This window comes from Jiangella asiatica (assembly GCF_004349065.1).
Classification (GTDB): Bacteria; Actinomycetota; Actinomycetes; order Jiangellales; family Jiangellaceae; genus Jiangella; species Jiangella asiatica.
Map to the genome: position 1 here is coordinate 26,191 of NZ_SMKZ01000046.1, position 18,083 is coordinate 44,273.

At 71.9% G+C, this 18,083-nt stretch carries 13 protein-coding genes; 4 read left to right on the plus strand and 9 right to left on the minus strand.

Features of this window, described 5'->3' with window-relative positions; translation table 11 throughout:
- Window positions 1-8 precede the first annotated feature (8 nt).
- From E1269_RS24555 to E1269_RS24570, 4 genes are all read right to left on the minus strand, one after another.
- Window positions 9-494 (minus strand): anthrone oxygenase family protein, encoded by a 486-nt coding sequence (locus E1269_RS24555; protein ID WP_131899509.1) that lies wholly within the window; start codon window positions 492-494, stop codon window positions 9-11.
- 246 nt (window positions 495-740) lie between these two features.
- On the minus strand, window positions 741-1,592 hold the full coding sequence (locus tag E1269_RS24560; RefSeq protein ID WP_131899511.1) for an FAD binding domain-containing protein: 852 nt from the start codon (window positions 1,590-1,592) through the stop codon (window positions 741-743).
- The gene (locus tag E1269_RS24565; RefSeq protein ID WP_203434034.1) at window positions 1,589-3,973 is read right to left on the minus strand and encodes a xanthine dehydrogenase family protein molybdopterin-binding subunit; all 2,385 of its coding nucleotides are present in this window, start codon (window positions 3,971-3,973) and stop codon (window positions 1,589-1,591) included. The genes E1269_RS24560 and E1269_RS24565 overlap by 4 nt, the downstream gene beginning before the upstream one ends.
- Entirely contained in the window at window positions 3,970-4,506 is a 537-nt protein-coding gene (locus E1269_RS24570; protein WP_131899513.1) for a (2Fe-2S)-binding protein, read from the minus strand. Before E1269_RS24570 ends, E1269_RS24565 begins: the two co-directional genes overlap by 4 nt.
- A gap of 335 nt (window positions 4,507-4,841) precedes the next feature.
- On the opposite strand from E1269_RS24570, the gene E1269_RS32485 reads away from it, so the two are divergent.
- The 3 genes from E1269_RS32485 (at window position 4,842) to E1269_RS24580 (ending at window position 8,670) form a co-directional block, all read left to right on the plus strand.
- Window positions 4,842-5,012: a hypothetical protein gene (locus E1269_RS32485; protein ID WP_162606609.1), complete on the plus strand. Its 171-nt coding sequence runs from the start codon at window positions 4,842-4,844 to the stop codon at window positions 5,010-5,012.
- Window positions 5,013-5,039: 27 nt separating this feature from the next.
- Window positions 5,040-5,408, plus strand: a complete 369-nt coding sequence (locus E1269_RS24575) for a DUF2203 domain-containing protein (protein ID WP_131899515.1) — start codon at window positions 5,040-5,042, stop codon at window positions 5,406-5,408.
- Between the two features lie 145 nt (window positions 5,409-5,553).
- Entirely contained in the window at window positions 5,554-8,670 is a 3,117-nt protein-coding gene (locus E1269_RS24580) for a M14 family metallopeptidase (protein WP_131899517.1), read from the plus strand.
- 101 nt (window positions 8,671-8,771) lie between these two features.
- Here E1269_RS24580 and E1269_RS24585 read toward each other — a convergent pair whose 3' ends face one another.
- A complete protein-coding gene (locus E1269_RS24585; protein WP_203434036.1) occupies window positions 8,772-10,643 on the minus strand; it encodes a glycerophosphodiester phosphodiesterase in 1,872 nt (623 codons plus the stop codon).
- Between the two features lie 134 nt (window positions 10,644-10,777).
- Between E1269_RS24585 and E1269_RS24590 the strand changes: the two genes are divergently transcribed.
- Window positions 10,778-11,719 (plus strand): NAD-dependent epimerase/dehydratase family protein, encoded by a 942-nt coding sequence (locus tag E1269_RS24590; protein ID WP_203434037.1) that lies wholly within the window; start codon window positions 10,778-10,780, stop codon window positions 11,717-11,719.
- Here the strand turns inward: E1269_RS24590 and E1269_RS24595 are convergent.
- The 4 genes from E1269_RS24595 to E1269_RS24610 all read right to left on the minus strand — a co-directional run bounded on the left by E1269_RS24595 (window position 11,671) and on the right by E1269_RS24610 (window position 17,906).
- Window positions 11,671-12,402, minus strand: a complete 732-nt coding sequence (locus tag E1269_RS24595; protein WP_131899521.1) for a cupin domain-containing protein — start codon at window positions 12,400-12,402, stop codon at window positions 11,671-11,673. The genes E1269_RS24590 and E1269_RS24595 overlap by 49 nt on opposite strands.
- Window positions 12,399-13,331 (minus strand): DUF6807 domain-containing protein, encoded by a 933-nt coding sequence (locus E1269_RS24600; RefSeq protein ID WP_131899523.1) that lies wholly within the window; start codon window positions 13,329-13,331, stop codon window positions 12,399-12,401. Before E1269_RS24600 ends, E1269_RS24595 begins: the two co-directional genes overlap by 4 nt.
- A 110-nt stretch (window positions 13,332-13,441) precedes the next feature.
- A complete protein-coding gene (locus E1269_RS24605; protein WP_131899525.1) occupies window positions 13,442-15,559 on the minus strand; it encodes a PhoX family protein in 2,118 nt (705 codons plus the stop codon).
- A 223-nt stretch (window positions 15,560-15,782) separates the two neighbouring features.
- Complete coding sequence (locus tag E1269_RS24610) at window positions 15,783-17,906, minus strand: PhoX family protein (RefSeq protein ID WP_131899527.1); 2,124 nt, start codon at window positions 17,904-17,906, stop codon at window positions 15,783-15,785.
- Between the last annotated feature and the right edge of the window lie 177 nt (window positions 17,907-18,083).

Consider the following 18,083-nt stretch of genomic DNA (forward strand, 5'->3'; position numbering starts at 1 on the left):
GCGGGGCGTCAGGCGGCGGCGATCCCGGCGATGAACAGGATCGTGGCCGCCAGGCTGGCCACCGCGCGGACGTGGTTCCACGACGTCCACTCGCTGTCGAAGCGGCGCCAGACCTCAGGTACCTCCGGCCCGTCGGCGTCGAGAGCGAGCAGCGCGTTGTTGCGGGGAATGTGATAGCCGGCGGTCAGGCCGAGCGACCCGCCGAGGAAGAGCAGCCCGGCCACCAGCAGGTACACGGCCTCGTCGTTGCCCCACCGAACGAACGACAGCACCACCGACAGCAGCGAGAACGCGGCCGATCCCATGAATACCGCGAGAAACCACGCGTTCATGAGCGCCACATTGATCGCCTGCATGGCCCGGGTCGCATCGGCCGGCTCGAGACGGCGCAGCCCAGGCATCACCATGGCCGAGAACGCGAAATAGACGCCCGCCATAAGGCCGGCGCCGATTGCAGATGCAAACGTCAGTGCGATGAACACGCTGTCGGGCATGGCGGCCTCCAGAGCACGGTCACGGTGATCCTAGAGGCTCCCGCGCTGATCTCCGGGCGGCCACGCCGTACGTCCCAGGCCGGCCGCGCTGACATCAGGAGGATGCTGTGTGCTCCACCATGCTTGCAGCCATGGTGAGGCGCGAGATCGCCTGGTGATGTCGCGGATCGTTGATGATCATGAGCGCAGGGGCGGAGGATGCGCCCAGGGCTTCACGTCACGACCGGCGCCGAGGGTCAGCGCGAGTCAGCCGGTTGCGGCCTCCAGTGCGCGCCGGGTGAGGACCCTCGCCAGGTGGCTGCGGTAGTCCGCGGATGCTATGCCGTCGCTCATCGGCGTCGTGCCGTCGGCGGCCCGGCCGGCGGCTTCGGCCAGGGCGTCCGCCGTCGCCGGTGCGCCGGCGAGCGCCGCCTCGACGGTGTGTGCCCGCACCGGCGTGGAGCCCATGCTCGTCAGCGCGACCCTGGCCTCGTCGACGGTGCCGTTGGAGCGGCGGACCGCGGTGGCCACGCCGACCACGGCCCACGCCTGCGCGGCCTGCTGGAACTTCTCGTAGTGGGTGCGCCAGCCGGGCAGCTTGGGCACTCGGACCGAGATCAGCAGGTCATCCGGCCGCAACGCCGTCGTCAGGTAGTCGACGAAGAACTCCGACGCCGGCACGTCGCGCGCGCCGCCCGGCCCCATGACCGAGAACGTCGCGTCGAGGGCGAGCGTCACCCCGGGCAGGTCGCCGGCTGGGTCGGCGTGCGCCAGGGAGCCGCCGAACGTGCCGACGTGGCGCACCTGCCGGTCCGCGACGGTCGCGGCGGCCTGGGCCACCAGCGGCGCGTGCTCCCGGACCAGAGCGTCGTTCATGAGCTCGTCGTGGGTGGTCATGGAACCGATGACGAGCGCGTCGCCGTCGTCGCGGACGCCCCGCAGCTCGCCGACCCCGCCGACGTCCACCAGCAGGGTGGGCGCGGCCAGGCGCAGCCGCAGCATCGGGATCAGGCTCTGCCCGCCGGCCAGGACCTTCGCGTCCTCGCCACCGTCCGCAAGAGCTGTCAGCGCGGTCCGGACGTCTTCGGCTCGCACGTAGTCGAACGCTGCCGGGATCATGGGCGCCCACCTCCATTGCGGATGGCCTGCCAGACGCGTTCCGGCGTGCACGGCATGCGCACGTCGGTGACGCCGTACGGACGCAGCGCGTCGACCACCGCGTTGACGACGGCGGGTGTCGAGGCGATGGTGCCCGCCTCGCCGACGCCCTTCGCGCCGAGCGGGTGCCCGGGCGCGGGGGTCTCGGTGCGGTCGGTGACGATGTCGGGCAGGTCGGCCGAGCTCGGGATCGTGTACTCGACGAACGTGCCGGTCATGAGGTTGCCGTCCTCATCGTAGATGGCCTCCTCGAACAGCGCCTGGGCGATGCCCTGGGCGACGCCGCCGTGCACCTGGCCTTCGACGATGAGCGGGTTGACGACCTTGCCGATGTCGTCGACGGCGACGTACGAGCGCAGCCGTACCTGGCCGGTCTCGGTGTCGACCTCCGCCGCGCACAGGTGGGTGCCGTGCGGGAAGGAGAAGTCGACGGGGTCGTAGCTGGCGTCCGCGTCGAGGTAGGGCTCCACTCCGTCGGGGAGGTCGTGCGCGGCGAAGATCGCCAGCGCGCACTCGGTGATCGACTTCGACGCGCCCGGCGTGCCCTTGACGCGGTACGAGCCGTCGACGAACTCCAGGTCCGCCGGGTCGCACTCCAGCAGGTGTGCGGCCATCGGCCGGGCTTTCTCGACGACCCTCTTGCAGGCCTCGACCAGCGCGTATCCGCCGACGGCCAGCGACCGGGAGCCGTAGGTGTCCAGGCCCTTGTGCGACGTGCGGGTGTCGCCGTGCATGACCTCGATGTCCTCGAACGGCACCCCGAGCTGGTCGGCGACGATCTGGCTCCACGCCGTCTCGTGCCCCTGACCGTGCGGCGAGGTGCCGGTCAGCACCTCGACCTTGCCCGTGGGCAGCATCCGGACGATCGCCGACTCCCACCCGCCGGCGGCGTAGCCGAGCGACCCGAGCCAACGACTGGGAGCCAGCCCGCACATCTCGGTGTACGTGGAGACGCCGATGCCCAGCTGCACCCGGTCGCCGGCGGCCCGGCGCTCGGCCTGCTCGCGGCGGAGCTCGTCGTAGCCGAGCAGGCCCATGGCCTTGTCGGTGGCGGCCGCGTAGTCGCCGGAGTCGTAGGTCAGCCCGGTCACCGTCGTGAACGGGAACTCGTCGCGCTCGATCCAGTTCCGGCGGCGCAGCTCGACCGGATCCATGCCCAGCTCGGCCGCCAGGTCGTCCATGACCCGCTCGATGGCGAACGTCGCCTCCGGCCGGCCGGCGCCGCGATAGGCGTCGGTCGGTGTCGTGGTGGTGAAGACGCCGGTGCACTCGAAGCGGTGCGCCGGGAACTTGTAGATGCCGTTGTACATGTACCTGCCGAGCAGCGGCGTCGCCGGTGTGAGCAGCCGCAGGTAGCCGCCCATGTTCGCCAGCAGCCGCACGCGCAGCGCGGTGACGGTGCCGTCGCGGTCGGCCGCCACGTCGACGTCCTGGATCATGTCGCGGCCGTGGTGGGCGCTCAGCATCGCCTCCGACCGCGACTCCGTGTACTTGACCGGCTTGCGCAGCCGCTGCGCGACCAGGAAGCTGATGAACTCTTCGGCGGTGATCTGCAGCTTGCCGCCGAACCCGCCACCGACGTCGGGTGCGATCACCCGGATCTTGTGCTCGGGCGTGCCCAGGACGGCGGCCAGGAAGAACCGCACGAAGTGCGGCACCTGGGTGGACGACCAGACCGTGATCTGGTCCGGTGTCGGGTCGACGACGACGCTGCGCGGCTCCATGAAGGCTGGGATGACGCGTTGCTGCACGTAGCGCCGGCGCACCACGACGTCGGCGGCGTCGATCGCGGCGGCCGCGTCGCCGCCGGTGCCCTCCTCGGCGGAGTCGAAGGCCCAGGTGAAGCTCTTGTTGGTGCCCAGGCTCTGGTGGACCAGCGGCGACCCGTCGGCCAGCGCGTCCTCGATGTCCATGACAGCGGGCAGCGGCTCGTAGGCGACCTCGATCGCCTCGAGGGCGTCCAGCGCGGTCGCGTGGTCGCGGGCGGCGACGACGGCGACCGGCTCGCCGGCGAAGCGAACCTCGTCGACGGCGAGCGGCGGGTGGTCGGGGTGGGCCATGTCCGGCGTGACGGTCCACGCGCACGGCAGGCTGCCCTGCACGTCGGCGACGTCGCGACCGGTGATGACGTCGACGACGCCCGGCATGGAGCGGGCCGCCGAGGCGTCGATGCCGTCGATACGGGCGTGCGACATCGGGCTGCGCAGGATCGCCAGGTGCAACATCCCGGGCAGGCTGACGTTGTCCGTCCACATCGTGCGGCCGGTGATGAGACGCGCGTCCTCCTTGCGACGGCGGTCGCGTCCGACCTCGCGGCCGGCGCGGTCCTCGGTGACCGTCACGTGGTCACCTCCTCACCCATGGACGGTGCCGGCGCGCCCGCGGCCTCCGGCGTCGATGGGACGCTGGTCCGCATGGACGTCGCCGCCGCGTGCACCGCGCGGACGATGTTCTGGTAGCCGGTGCACCGGCACAGGTTGCCCTCGAGCCCTTCGCGGATCTCGGTGTCGCTGGGGTCGGGGTTCTCGGTGAGCAGGTCGACCGCGGCCATGATCATGCCGGGCGTGCAGAAACCGCACTGCAGCGCATGGCTTTCGTGGAACGCCAGCTGGACGGGGTGCAGCTCGCCGTCGCGCCCGGCCAGGCCCTCGACGGTGGTGATGTCCACGCCGTCGGCCTGGACGGCGAGGAGCGAGCAGCTCTTCACGCTGCGGCCGGAGAGCAGGACGGTACAGGAGCCACAGTTGCTGGTGTCGCAGCCGACGACGGTGCCGACCTTGCCGAGGCGGTTCCGCAGGTGGTGCACGAGCAGGGTCCGCGGCTCGACGTCGTCGTCGTAACGCACGCCATCGACCGTCATGCTGATTCTGGTCATGGACACTCCCGCCTACGCCAGGGGCCGACCAGGGCGCGTCGGCCCGACCGTGCGCAACGGAAGGCACCGCGTGGCGCGCGCCCACCTCCTCGTGTCGGCGATCTCCTGCGGCTGGCCGCGGCCAGATCCCGATGCGCGCTTCCTGGCTTTAGCAAAGTCCCTCGCCCGGCGCACCGCAAGGGTTTCCGCCGAACCGGTGTGACCTGGCACACACGGGTGAGCGGTCTCACCCGCGGCCGCCCTGGCGATCAAGCTGCGATCCGCGCCACCATGGCTGGGACGACTCGCGGCAAGGACGGCGCGATCACCCGTCGCAGCGCGAGGAGACCCCCACCATGCTGTTCGACTGCCCCGACTGCGGGCTGCCGGCGACGGTGACTACGCGCGGCAGGCTGCCCAGCACGTCGGGACCGGTCGAGCACGTCGAGGTCCACTGCGTGGCCGACCACCGCTTCCTCGGCCCGGCAGACACCTTGCGGGTCGTGCTGGCGCCCGACACCGTCTGACCTCTCGGCCACTGCGAAGATGGGCAGATGGCCGATACCTACACCGTCGACGGTGCCCAGGCCGAGCTCGCGCGGCTCCGGCCGGTGATCGACCAGGTCGTCGAGGTCCGGGCCGATCTGGCCGAGCTCGGCGCGGCGGTGCGCGACGGCGTGGCCAGCCGGCTGGGCAGGTTGCCGGAGCTGAAGGCGGCTCAGGCGCGGCTGGACGAGCTGGTGTCGGAGATCGTCTCGGCCGGTGTCGAGATCAAGGGCATCGCACCGCTGCTCCTGGACTTCCCGTCGGTGCTCGACGGCGAGCCGGTGTTGCTGTGCTGGGTCGAAGGCGAGCCCGAGCTGGCCTGGTACCACCGCGCCGACCTGGGGTTCGCCGGCCGCCGCCCGCTGCCCGCTGCGTGATCAGCGGTCCGGACCAGCGCCTTCACAGGCAACGTCGCACGCAGTAGCGTCCGCAGCGGCGGGCCCGGGGGGCGGCGGAACCGCAGTCAGCCCTGCTCTCGAGTTCGCAGTCGACGTCGTCGCTGAGCGGACAAAGGAGTCCATCATGGCTGCAGCGCGTTCCTCGTCCCGTCTTCTCGCCGCCGTCGCGGCCGTAGGTCTGGGGGTGTCGCTGCTGGTCACCAGCGGCGCTGGCGCCCAGGAAGATCTCGCGGCCGGCGACGAGCCCGCCCTGGAGGCCTACACCGCGCAGGTCAGCGCGGACGAGGCCGCCGCCATCGTCGCCGACGGCATGGACGTCACCGCCACCGAGCCGAGCGGCGCCGGCCTCAGCATCGACCTGATCCTCAGCGACGACGAAGTCCAGGCGCTGCGTGGGCGCGGGATCGACGTCCAGGTCAAACGGAACGAGGACGGCCTGAGCGCTACCCAGCTCGCCGCCCGGCAGGCCGCCAGCGGCTTCGAGGTCTGGCGGTCGTGGGACGAGCCCGGCGGCCTGCGCGACGAGCTCTACGAGCTGGCGCGGCGCAACCCGCAGTTGGTGAAGCTGGTCGTGCTCGGCGAGACCTACAACGGCCGCGAGATCATCGCGGTGAAGCTGACCCAGGGCGCCCGCGGCATCGCCGACGGCACCCGCCCGGCCGTGCTCTACAGCTCGCTGCAGCACGCCCGGGAGTGGATCTCCGGTGAGGTCAACCGCCGGTTGCTGAACTGGTTCGTCGACGGCTGGCGGGCGAACGACCCCGAGGTCCGCAGCATGCTGCGTCGCAACGAGTACTGGTTCGTCCTGGTCTCCAACCCCGACGGGTACCAGTACACGTTCGACGAGGAACGGCTGTGGCGGAAGAACCTGCGCGACAACGACGGCGACGGCGTGATCACACTGCTCGACGGCGTCGACCCGAACCGCAACTACCCGGAGCACTTCAAGTACGACGAGGAGGGCTCGTCCTCCCTGCTGTCCAGCGAAACCTACCGGGGACCGTCGGCCGGGTCGGAGCCGGAGACGCAGGCGATGATGTCGCTCTACGACCGGGTCCGGTTCGCCTTCCACGTGAACTGGCACTCGACCGGTGAGTGGCTGCTCTATCCCGAGGGCTGGCAGATCGCGACTCCCACCGCGGACGACCCCATCTACTTCGCCCTCTCGGGCAACATGGACACGCCGGCCATCCCTGGCTGGGAGCCGGGGCTGTCGTCGGACGTGCTCTACGTGACCAACGGCGAGACCACCGACTTCGCCCACGCCCAACGCGGCACGCTGGCCTGGACCCCCGAGCTGGGGGAGGGCATTCCGGGCAGCGGGTTCGTCTTCCCCGACGACGAGGCGCTGATCCAGGCCGAGTTCGAGAAGACGCTGCCGTTCGCGCTGGACGTGGCGAAGTCGGCCGCCGACCCGGCCGACCCGGTGTCGCACCTGGGCCTGACCACGAAGCCCTTCTACCTGGAGAGCGACGACACCTACAAGGCCGGCCTGCCGCAGGCCGACTTCACGTTCGAGTATTCCTACGGCGACCCGCAGGAGGTGCGGGTGCTCGCCAAGCGCGAGCTCGGCGAGGTGACGCTGAAGTACCGCGTCAACGGCGGCGACGAGGTCAGCGCGCCCACCGAGGAGTGGAAGGGCGGCGACCGCTACGGCGGCACGACCTCGGTCCACTACCGCGTCATGGGCGGCATGGTCACCGGTACCGACCCGGGCGACACCGTCGAGGTCTGGTTCGAGGGCGGCGGCGCGACCAGCGAGACGTTCACGTACACCGCCGTCGAGGAGTCCGGTGACGACGTGCTCGTGCTGGCCGCGGAGGACTACACCGGCGCGTCCCCGCCGCAGGCCGGCGGACCCAACTACCTGGAGTTCTACACCGACGCGCTGACGGCGAACGGTGTCGGCTTCGACGTGTACGACGTGGACGCTCGCGGCCGGGTCGCGCCGGACGCCCTCGGCGTGCTGTCACACTACGAGGCCGTCATCTGGTACACCGGCGACGATGTCGTCACGCGCGAGGCCGGCTGGGCAGCCGGCAACGCGTCACGGCTGGCCATGGACGAGCTGCTCGAGGTCCGCGACTTCCTCAACGAGGGCGGCCGGCTGCTCTACACCGGCTCGTGGGCGGGCAGCCAGTACACCCCGAACGTCGGGGGGCAGCTCTACGATCCGACCGCCGCGAACGCGCAGTGCACCGCCGACCCGGCCGTCGCCGCGCGCTGCCGGCTGCTCACCGGCTCCGGTGATCTCACCAACGACGTGCTCCAGTACTGGCTGGGCGCATACCTGGTGGTCGACAACGCCGGCACCGGCGAGGACGGCACCCTGCTCGACGTCATCGGCGTCGAGGGTGGTCCGTTCGCCGGTTTGGCCTGGGGGTTCGACGGCGCCGGCAACCAGAACCACAGCAACTCGCTCATCGCGACCAGCGGCGTCCTGGACCCGGCGGAGTTCCCGCAGTTCCAGAGCGACGTGGCGGCACGCTGGGACCGTGAGGGCGGGCCGTTCGAGCCGCACACTGGCGACTTCTACGTCTACTCGCAGATCGCCGACGTCTCCTACAAGCGGCTGAGCAACACGATCAGCGTCCCGGCCGGCGGCGCCACCGTGTCGTTCTGGACGTCCTACGACACCGAGGCCGCGTGGGACCACCTGTTCGTCGAGGCGCGCCCGGCCGGCACCGACGACTGGACGACGCTGCCCGACGTGAACGGGCACACGACGCAGGAGCCCGGCGAAAGCTGCCCGGCCGGCTGGGCCGACCTGCATCCGCAGCTGGAGCACTACCAGACCTTCGTCGACGACGAGACCTGCCTGCCCACCGGCACGACCGGCGAGTGGTGGGCCTCGTCGGGCAGCTCCGGCGGCTGGCAGCAGTGGGAGGTCGACCTGTCGGCGTACGCGGGCAGCGAGGTCGAGCTGTCCATCACCTACGCCAGCGACTGGGCGGTCCAGGGCCTGGGCGTGTTCGTCGACGACATCGTGGTGTCCACCGGCGACGGCACGACCTCGTTCGAGACCGACCTCGGCGGATGGGAGGTCACCGGCGCGCCGGCGGGCAGCGCGCCCAACGCGAACGACTTCGTCCGCACGACCGCGGCCGACTTCCCAGAGGGCGCCGTGGTGTCCACCCCGGGGACGCTCTTCGCGGGCTTCGGCCTGGAAGGGATCGAGGATCCGGCCGACCGGGTCGCCGTCATGGATCGCGCACTGGGGTATCTGCTTCCACAGCCGTGATCCCGGTGGGCCGCTGGCGCAGCGGTGGGGCGGTGAGGCGCTGTCCCACCGCTGACCCCCCGAACCCCGGCGGTCTCCCGGCGGACCTGCGGACCCAGCCGTCAGCGCAGGGCTTCGGCGTCGGCGGCGATCACCGCGGCCAACTCGGCTGGGAGTTGTTGACCGCCGACGCCGCTGTGCGCGATCGAGCCCACGCGCAGCCAGTCCTCCCGGTCGATCGCGCGCAGCAGCTGGTCGCGCAGGCTGCGCGTGACCTCGGGCCCGGTGACGAGCCGGACCAGCCCGGCGCCGGAGGGCTGCACGGTCACCGTCGCGGTGGCGGTCGCGGTGCCGTTGACGCCGACGGCGGTGACCTCGACGACGTGCTCGCCGGCGGCCAGGGCGTCGACGGCGATCGGCGCGCCCTCGGCGACCGGTTCGCCGTCGAGTGTCACCTCGATCGTCTCGGCGTGCTCGGAGGTGACCGCGGGCACGAGCGCGTCGCCGCGGGTGAGCACGGCACCGTCGACCGGCGCGGCGATAGCGACCGTGGGCGCGTCGGGCACCGTCTGCACGTGCCGGGCGTTCCACCCGACCAGGGCGCCGGGGCGGTTGGTGATGATGCCGTCGACGCCGAGGTCGCGCAGGATGCGCCACTGCTCGGGGTCGTCGATGGTGTACGGCATGACGGCGACCTCGGACTCGTGCAGGTCGGCGACCACCTCGGGCCGGTTCTGCAGCGCCGTCCACGACGGGTTGTACGCCACGACGCCGAGGTCGCGAGCCACCGCCGCCGGGTCGGCGTCCAGGCTGGAGCGCAGCAGCGCGATCCGCAGCTCCGGCTCGATCTGGGCGACGTCGCGCAGCACCTGCACGTCGAAGCTCTGCAGGATGGTCTGCTCGACGAGCCCGTGCTCGCGCAGCTGCCCCACGATGGTCTCGAGCTCGGTGTAGGTCTCCGGGCCCTTGACCTCCAGCAGCAGCACCGGCGCGCGGCCGCGCAGCATGGGCAGGACGTCGGTCAGCCGCGGCACCGGCTGCCCGGCGAACGCCGGCGAGAACCACATCCCGGCGTCCAGCGTCGCGACGTACTCCGACGTCACCAGCGGCAGTGCGCCGGTGCCGTCGGTGGTCCGGTCGAGGGTGTTGTCGTGCAGGATGATCGGCACGCCGTCGGCGCTGCTGGCGACGTCCACCTCGACGTAGTCGGCGCCGCTGCGAAGTGCGGACTCCACCGCGGCGAGCGTGTTCTCCGGTGCGACGCCGGAGTAGCCGCGGTGCGCCACCACGGCCGGCACCGACTCCGGTCCTACCGGCCGGATCACGGGCTCCTCCTCGAGCTCGGAGACGACGACGTCGTCGAAGGATACGGTGGCGCCGTTGACGACCAGGCCGAGGACTCCCGCTTCGGAGCGCTGCAGCGCGCTGGTGCTCATGACCTCCTGGCCGTCGAAGATCCACCTGGCCCGGCTGCCGTGCACCTCGACGGCGATCCGCACGTCGCGTCCGGTGCCGGCGGCGTGCGGCGCCGCGGCGGTGTTGGTGACGTTCCACGAGTCCGAGGCGGTGCGCTGGGCGAACTCCAGGCCGTTGGACGCGGTCGTGCCGCTGCGCATGGTGGCGATCCACCACGGGGTGGACCCGTCGGCGGCCATGTCCAGGGCGACGGCGGTCCACCGCGCGGCGTTGGCCACCTGCTCGAACCGGGCGGTGACCTCGACCCGGTAGTTGCGCAGGTGCGAGCCGAACGTGATGCGCGACTGCTGCGACGACGACGCGCTGACGCCGACCAGCCGCCCGTCGGACACCGACCACTCCCCGTCGACGGGGTTCCAGCCGGCCGGGAGCTCGCCGCCGGCGAAGTCCTCGGTCAGGACGACGGTGGGCTCGTCGGGCTCGTCGGTCTGTGCCGAGCCCGACGGCGCGGCCACCAGGACCAGCGCGGCCGTCGTCAGCGCGGCGGTGATCAGGGCGGACAGGCGTGGTGGACGCACGGCTTCCTCCAACGTGATGGCCGAGGTGTCCGAAGCGTACGGATGCTCCCTGAATGCGGGTTGTCGTGCGGATGAAGCCTGGGTCCACGGGCGCGGGCCGCGGGCCGACGGCGTGCCTGACAGGATGGGCGTCCGTGGAGCGAATCCTCGTCACCGGTGCCGCCGGACTTATCGGCCGGACCACCACCTGGCACTTCGCCCGGCTGGGCGCCGCCGTCACCGCGCTGGACCTCGACGACCCCGGCGACCTGGCGGCCGACCGCGTCGTCGTCGGCGACGCCCGCGACCGGGCCACGCTGGCCAGTGCGCTCGCCGGCGTCGACGCCGTGGTGCACCTGGCCGCCATCCCGGCGCCGGAGCTCGGCAGCGCCGACCAGGTGTTCGCCACCAACACCGCGGCCACGTTCGCGGTGCTCGACGCCGCCGGCGAGCATGGCGTGCGGCGCGCGGTGATCGCCAGCAGCATCAACGCCCTGGGCTACCGGTACGGGCCGCGGCCGGGCCGCCCGGCGTACCTGCCGCTCGACGAGCGGCTGCCCAGCCTCGCCGCCGACCCGTACTCGCTGTCCAAGCAGGTGGACGAGCTGACGGCGGCGGCCATGCACCGCCGGCACGGCATGGACGTCGTGGCGCTGCGGTTCCCGATGGTCGCCGGGCTGGGCGGGGCGGACGGCCTGGACGACCGGCTGCCCGGGTTCTTCGACGTGATCGCCGGCGACCCGGGCCATGCCGCCGTCGACGCCTGGCTCTACCTGGAGACCCGCGACGCCGCCCGCGCGGTCGAGCTGGGGTTGCGGCCGGCCCGGCCTGGTGCACACACCGTGTTCGTGGCGGCGCCGGAGACGTCGGCGCCCTACCCGACCGAGCAACTTCTCGGCGCGTTCCTGCCGGACGTGTCGCTGCGCCGGCCGTTCCCGGGCCGGACGGCGCCGGTCGACCTCACCCTGGCCGGCGAGCTGCTGGGGTTCGCCGCGGAGCACGTCCCGGACCTCCCGATGCGGGACCTGGAGCCGTCTCCCCGGCCGGGTCACGACGCCGCGACGTCCCAGGTGCGCAGGCGGCCGCACATGCCGTAGCGGTAGGTTGCCTCGCGCCGGGCGCCGACATGCACCGACGCCGCGGCCAGGTGCGGTGCCCGGCCGCCGGCGAGGTCGTCGAGGGCGCGGTCCGTGGCGTCGACGGCGGTGCGCACGTTGCGCTGCCAGGTGTCGCGCCAGCCCGGGACCCGCGCCATCACCAGCGCGGCCGCCCTCTCGTGCAGCGCGGCCAGCGCGGCCGGTCCGTCGGTGGCCACGGCCTCGCGCAGCCGCGCGTACCCATCGAGCGCCAGGTCGCGGCGGGCTCTGGCGGCGGCCGCGAGCGCGTCGTCGTCGTCGGTGTGCGGCAGCGCCGCGGCGGCCGCATAGGCGTCGGGGTCGGCGAGCACCTCGGGCGGGAAGGTGAACACCGCGTCGCCGGCCTCGGGCAGGCCCGCGTTCTGCATGACCACCACGATCTCGAGGCCGCCGTCGTTGACCAGCCGGTGCACGGTGCCGGGGGTGAACCACAGCACGACGCCGGGGGAGAGGGGGTGCTCCTCGGCGCCGGTGGCGCTGAGCGTCTGCAGCCGGCCCTGCCCGCCGACCACGACGTAGCCCTCGCCGGAGGCGGTGTGCAGGTGCGGGGCGCCGCCGGCGAGCCCGTCCGCGGTCGGCCAGTCGTAGACCGTGAGGTGGCTGACCGCGGTGCCGCCGGGGAATCCCGGCCGGGTTCGCGTCATGGTGCCTCCTCGTGGTCGTCGGTGAGGGCGTGCACGCCGACCTCCGCCAGGGTCGCGGCCCGCGCCGGGTCGGACTCGCCGTCGGCCACGACGACGGCGTAGGAGAACCGCAGCGTCAGGCCGGGCTCGAAGGGGAGCTCCTCGCTGAAGAACGGCGCCGGGCACAGGGCCGCGAACGCCTCGGTCCGCACGAACCACTGCGGCGGGTGCGACGGGTTGGCCTCGTGGTCGACGACGACGACGGTGGACGCGGCGGCGGTCTCGTCGTGCCGGCCGGTGAAGCCCATCCATGGCGCCCGCTTGCCGCGCAGGTCGTCGCCGCCCGCGGTACCCGGCGCCAACACCGTCCCGCCGGTGAACGACCGCGGCCCGCGCCACAGGAGCCCGCCGTAACCGGCGTTGTCGCGCCCCGCGGTGGTCGGGCTCCCGAGCATGATGGTCTCGCCGGACACGTTGGTCATCGCGGTGTCGAACCGCTGCGTCCACGCGTCGTGCCCGGGCGCGACGGTCACTGTGACGGTGCGGTCCTCGTCGACGATGTGCCGGCCGGCCTGGGTGATCCAGGCCAGGTCGTGGCGGATGCGGACCAGGTCGGCCAGCGCGTCCAGCGCCGTGAGCCGCTGGTGCCGCATGGCGCCGTTGTTGTCGCGCTGCACGTACCGGCGCTCGGCGTGGGTGTACGTCCCGCCGCCCCAGAAGTTCTCGCTGCCCACGTGGGGCAGTGACCAGGCCAGGCCTTTGTGCCACACGTGGTCGTGCGGGCGTAGCACCGTGACGACCTCGCCGCCGAGCGTGCGGACGGGGTGGGCGTAGGGCCGCGGCGCCTCGCGCTGCGCGTCGGCGGGGTGGTACACGTACTCGAGCAACTCGGCGCCGTCGTACGTGACGTGGACGGATATGCCCACGTCGTGCACGCATCCGAAGGTCATCGGGCTCCCAAACGATCGGAAAGCGCTATCCTCTCACACTTCCCATGATCATCAACGGTTGGCTACGCCATAGCGTCGCCAACCGTTGATGATCATGGGGCGATCCGCGGTCAGTCGCCGATGAAGGGCCCGCCCGTGGGGCTCTTGCGCCAGACGGTGACGACGGACGGCCGCGGCTGGTCGCCGTACGGGAACGTCGACAGCGGGTTGTCCGGCGACGCACCCGAGCCCTCGCCCGGGTGCTGGACCGCGATGGTGGCGGAGCGGCCGTCGGGGGTGATAAACGGACCCGAGCACTCCGCGCCGCGCGGCACGGACGCGAACCGGCGCAGGTGGCCGGTGTCGTCGCCCTCCACCGGCATGACGAACAGCCCGTCGGCCACACCGGAGGCACCGGGCATGCCGTCGGTGGAGATCCACAGCCGCCCGGCCGGGTCGAACGCCACGTTGTCCGGGCAGGAGACCTGGCTGACCTGCGACTTGTCGAACCCGTCGAAGTAGGTCTCCGGGTCCTCCGGGTCGCCGGCGATCAGCACGATCTTCCACGTGAAGGACAGCGCCGCCGCGTCGCCGCGGTCCTCGTCCAGGCCGATGACGTGGCCGAACTTGTTGGCCGCGCGCGGGTTGGCCTCGTCGCGCTGCTCGGGCGTGCGGGCCGAGTTGTTCGTCAGGGCGATGTAGACGGTTCCGGTGACGGGGTTCGGCTCCACGTCCTCCGGGCGGTCCATCTTCGTCGGACCGACCTGGTCCGCGGCGAGGCGGGTGAAGATCAGCACGTCCTCGACGCTCCAGCCCTCGACCTTGCTCTCGCCGTCCTCGATCAGCGGGATCCACTCGCCGGTGCCGTCGAACAGGCCGTCCGCGGGCGCGTCGGCGGGGAACTCGGGGCTGTTCCCGGCGAACTTCGCGACGTAGAGGTCGCCCTCCTCGAGCAGCCGCAGGTTGTGGTCGCGGTCGCGCTTGGAGTCACCCGGGCGGTAGGTGTTCTTCGACACGAACTTGTAGACGTAGTCGAACCGCTCATCGTCGCCCATATAGGCCACCGCGCGGCCGTCCTCGGCGATCGCGATGCTCGCGCCCTCGTGCTTGAGCCGGCCCAGCGTGGTGAGCTTGCGCGGCGTGGAGTCCGGGTCGTACGGGTCCACTTCGATGATCCAGCCGAACCGGTTGGCCTCGTTCGGCTCGGTGGCCAGGTCGAACCGGCTGTCGGCGCGTTCCCAGCCGCGGTCGGTGCCGGCTTCGGTGCGGATGCCGTAGCGAGACAGCCGCTGCACCGTCTCCGGGTCGGTGATGGCGGCCGTGGCGCCGAAGTACTGGTTGAAGTTCTCCTCGGCGGTCAGGATCGTGCCCCACGGCGTGGTGCCGCCGGCGCAGTTGTTGAGCATGCCCTTGACCTTGGTGCCAGTGCGGTCGGCGCTGGTCTTGAGCAGGTCGCTGCCGGCCGCCGGGCCGACGAGCCGGAACTCGGTGCCGGTGTGGATGCGCCGGTTGTAGCGACGGCGCCGGGGCACCGGGCGCCACTCGCCGGTGTCGTCGACCCGCTCGATCTCGACGACGGAGCCGCCGTGCGCGGCCTGCACGATGAGCAGCTGCTCGTCGGTGGCGTTCTCCGGGCCGGCCCAGCCGCGGAACATCAGCTCCTCGTTGGTGTACTCGTGGTTGACCCACATGAGCGCACGCTCGAAATGCCGGTCCAGCGGCAGGATCGCCACGAAGTCGCAGTTGTAGCCGAACTGCTGCTGCTGCGCCTCGACGGACTGGTTCTCGAAGTCGAACTCCGGCGCGCCGTCCAGGATGGGGTCGCCCCACGCCGCGGTCACCGACCAGTCGTAGCCGTTGGGCACGACGATGCTGTCGACGGTGTTGTCACCGACGGCCTGGAACCCGACCGGGCGGCCGCGCTCGGGCAGGTCCGGGAAGGTGGGCGTCGGCGGCTTCGGCCCGGCGGCGCTCGACGACGTGCGTACCGGCGCCGCCGCCGCGGTGAGAGCCGTGCCGGCACCGGACCCGACGACGAGAGCGGCGACAGCGCCCGACCGCAGCAGCCCACGCCGCGACATCGCCTTGTTCACCATGTCGCCGAAGTACTCGTTGTCGCTGGTGTTCGGCGCCGGGTGGAAGCAGGCGTCGGCGCAACGGTACTTACAGGTCATGGTGCTGCGACCGCCGTGGTTGCCGCCGAGCAGCGGCAGCAACCGGCGGCGCTGGCCACCTTCGGGTTCGGGCATGGGAGTCCCTTCGTCACGTTTCCAGCACGTTCCTCCGCTGAACCTAGGAACCCGGTGCTGGCGGGAGCCACCACGCCTGGACGAACAGAAGGTGAAGGGCGCATGAGTTAGGGCAGCCTCAGTTCCCGTGCTGACCAGCGTCGTTGCCGAGCGGTGAGGGTGCGGTCATGTGACGCCCGGGTCGTGCGCAAAGATGGCGAGGTCCCCGGCGGGCGCCAGGGTGTCAGTCGCCGATGAACGGGCCGCCGGAGGGGCTCTTGCGCCAGACGGTGACGACGGACGGGCGCGGCTGGTCGCCGTACGGGAACGTGGACGCCGGCGCGTCCGGCGACGCACCGTCCTCCTCGCCAGGATGCTGGACGGCGATGAACGCGGTACGGCCGTCGGCGCTGACGAACGGGCCGCAGCACTCCGCGCCCACCGGAACCGACGCGAACCGGCGCAGGTGGCCGCGGTCGTCGCCCTCGATCGGCATGACGAACATGCCGTCGTTGACGCCGACCGAGCTGGGCATGCCGTCGGTGGCCAGCCACAGCCGGCCGGCCGGGTCGAAGGCGATGTTGTCCGGGCACGAGATCATGCTGACCTGCGACTTGTCGAAGCCGTCGTAGTACGTCTCCGGGTCCTCGGGGTCGCCGGCGAGCAGGACGATGCGCCAGGTGAACGTGGCGGCCGCGGCGTCGCCGCCGTCCTCGTCCAGGCCGATGACGTGGCCGAACCGGTTGGTGGGCCTGGGGTTGGCCTCGTCGACCTCGGCCGGGGTGCGGCGGTCGTTGTTGGTGAGCGCGATGTAGACGGTTCCGGTGACGGGGTGCGGCTCGACGTCCTCGGGCCGGTCCATGCGGGTGGCACCGGCGGCGTCGGCGGCCAGCCGCGTGAAGACCAGCACCTCCTCGACGCTCATGCCGTCGACCTGGCTCTCGCCGTCGACGACCAGCGGCAGCCACTCGCCGGTGCCGTCGAAGGACCCGTCGGCCGGGGGCGAGCCGGGGAACTCGGGGCTGTCGCCGGTGAACCTGGCGACATACAGGTCGCCCTCGTCCAGCAGGTTGAGGTTGTGGTCGCGGTCGCGTTCGCTGCCGCCGTCGCGGTACGTCCTGGCCGAGACGAACTTGTAGACGTACTCGTAGCGTTCGTCGTCGCCCATGTAGACGGCGACGCGCCCGTCCGCCGTCAGCGCCGTCGTCGCGCCCTCGTGCTTGAACCGGCCCAGGGCGGTGAGCTTGCGGGGCGTGGAGTCGGGGTCGTACGGGTCGATCTGGCAGACGAACCCGAACCTGCTGGGCTCGTTGGGCTCGCCGATGACGTCGAAGCGAGGGTCGACGCGCTCCCAGCCGTGCTCGGTGCCGGCTTCGGTGCGGATGCCGTAGCGGGCGTACCGCTCGGCCGTCAGCGTGTCGGTGACCGGGGCGGACGCGCCGAAGTACTGGTTGATGTTCTCCTCGCCGGTGAGGATCGTGCCCCACGGCGTCGTGCCGCCGGCGCAGTTGTTGAGCATGCCCAGCACCGTCGTGGCGTCCGGGTCGGCGGACGTGCGCAGCAGGTCGCTGCCGGCGGCCGGGCCGGTGAGCCGGAACTCCGTGTGCGCGTGGATGCGGCGGTTGTATCGACGGGGCCGCGTCGCCGGCCGCCACTCGCCGGTGTCGTCGACCCGCTCGATCTCGAGGATGGTGCCGCCGTGCGCGGCCATCAGCACGAGCAGCTGGTCGTCGGTGGCATTCTCCGGGCCGGGCCAGCCGCGGAACATCAGCTCCTCGTTGGTGTACTCGTGGTTGACCCACAGCAGCGCGTGGTCGGACTGGCGCTCCAGCGGCAGCACGGCCACGAAGTCACAGTTGTAGCCGAACTGCTTGCGCTGGGCGCGCGACGTCTGCCCGTCGAACTCGAACGCAGGCGCCCCGTCCTCGACCGGTTCGCCCCACGCGATGGTGACCGACCAGTCGTAGCCGTTGGGGACGATGACGGAGTCGACCGTGTTGCCGGCGACCGGCGTGAACGCGACCGGACGGCCGTACTCGGGAACGTCGTCGTCCGGGCGGCGGTCCGCGGGGCCCGAGGCCGCGGCCGAGCCCGAGGCGGTCGCCGTCGACCCGCCGGCCAGGGATCCGGCCGCTGCGGTGCCGACGACGACGGCTGCGGCGGCTCCGGTGCGCAGCAGCCCGCGGCGCGACACCGCGGCCGTGACGATGTCGCCGAAGTATGCGTTGTCGCTGGTGTTGGGCGGCTCGTGGGCGCAGGCGTTGCCGCAGCGGAATTTGCAGGTCATGGCGCTGCGGCCACCGTGCCCGTCGGTCAGCAGGGGTAGCAGGCGGCGCCGGGGCTCCGGGGCGTCGTTGGTGTCGGGCATGACAAATTCCCTCCGCCGGGGGCACGCGTGGTGTCACAGCGTAGGTAATCGTTCACCCGTTGGCCACCAGTTGTTCACGAAACTCCCAGAACCGCCGAAGTCGGGCGGAGAAAGTACCGGACGGCGCCGTGGAGGGTGCATTCTGGACACCACGGCCGTCGACGCCGCCGGCCGGGC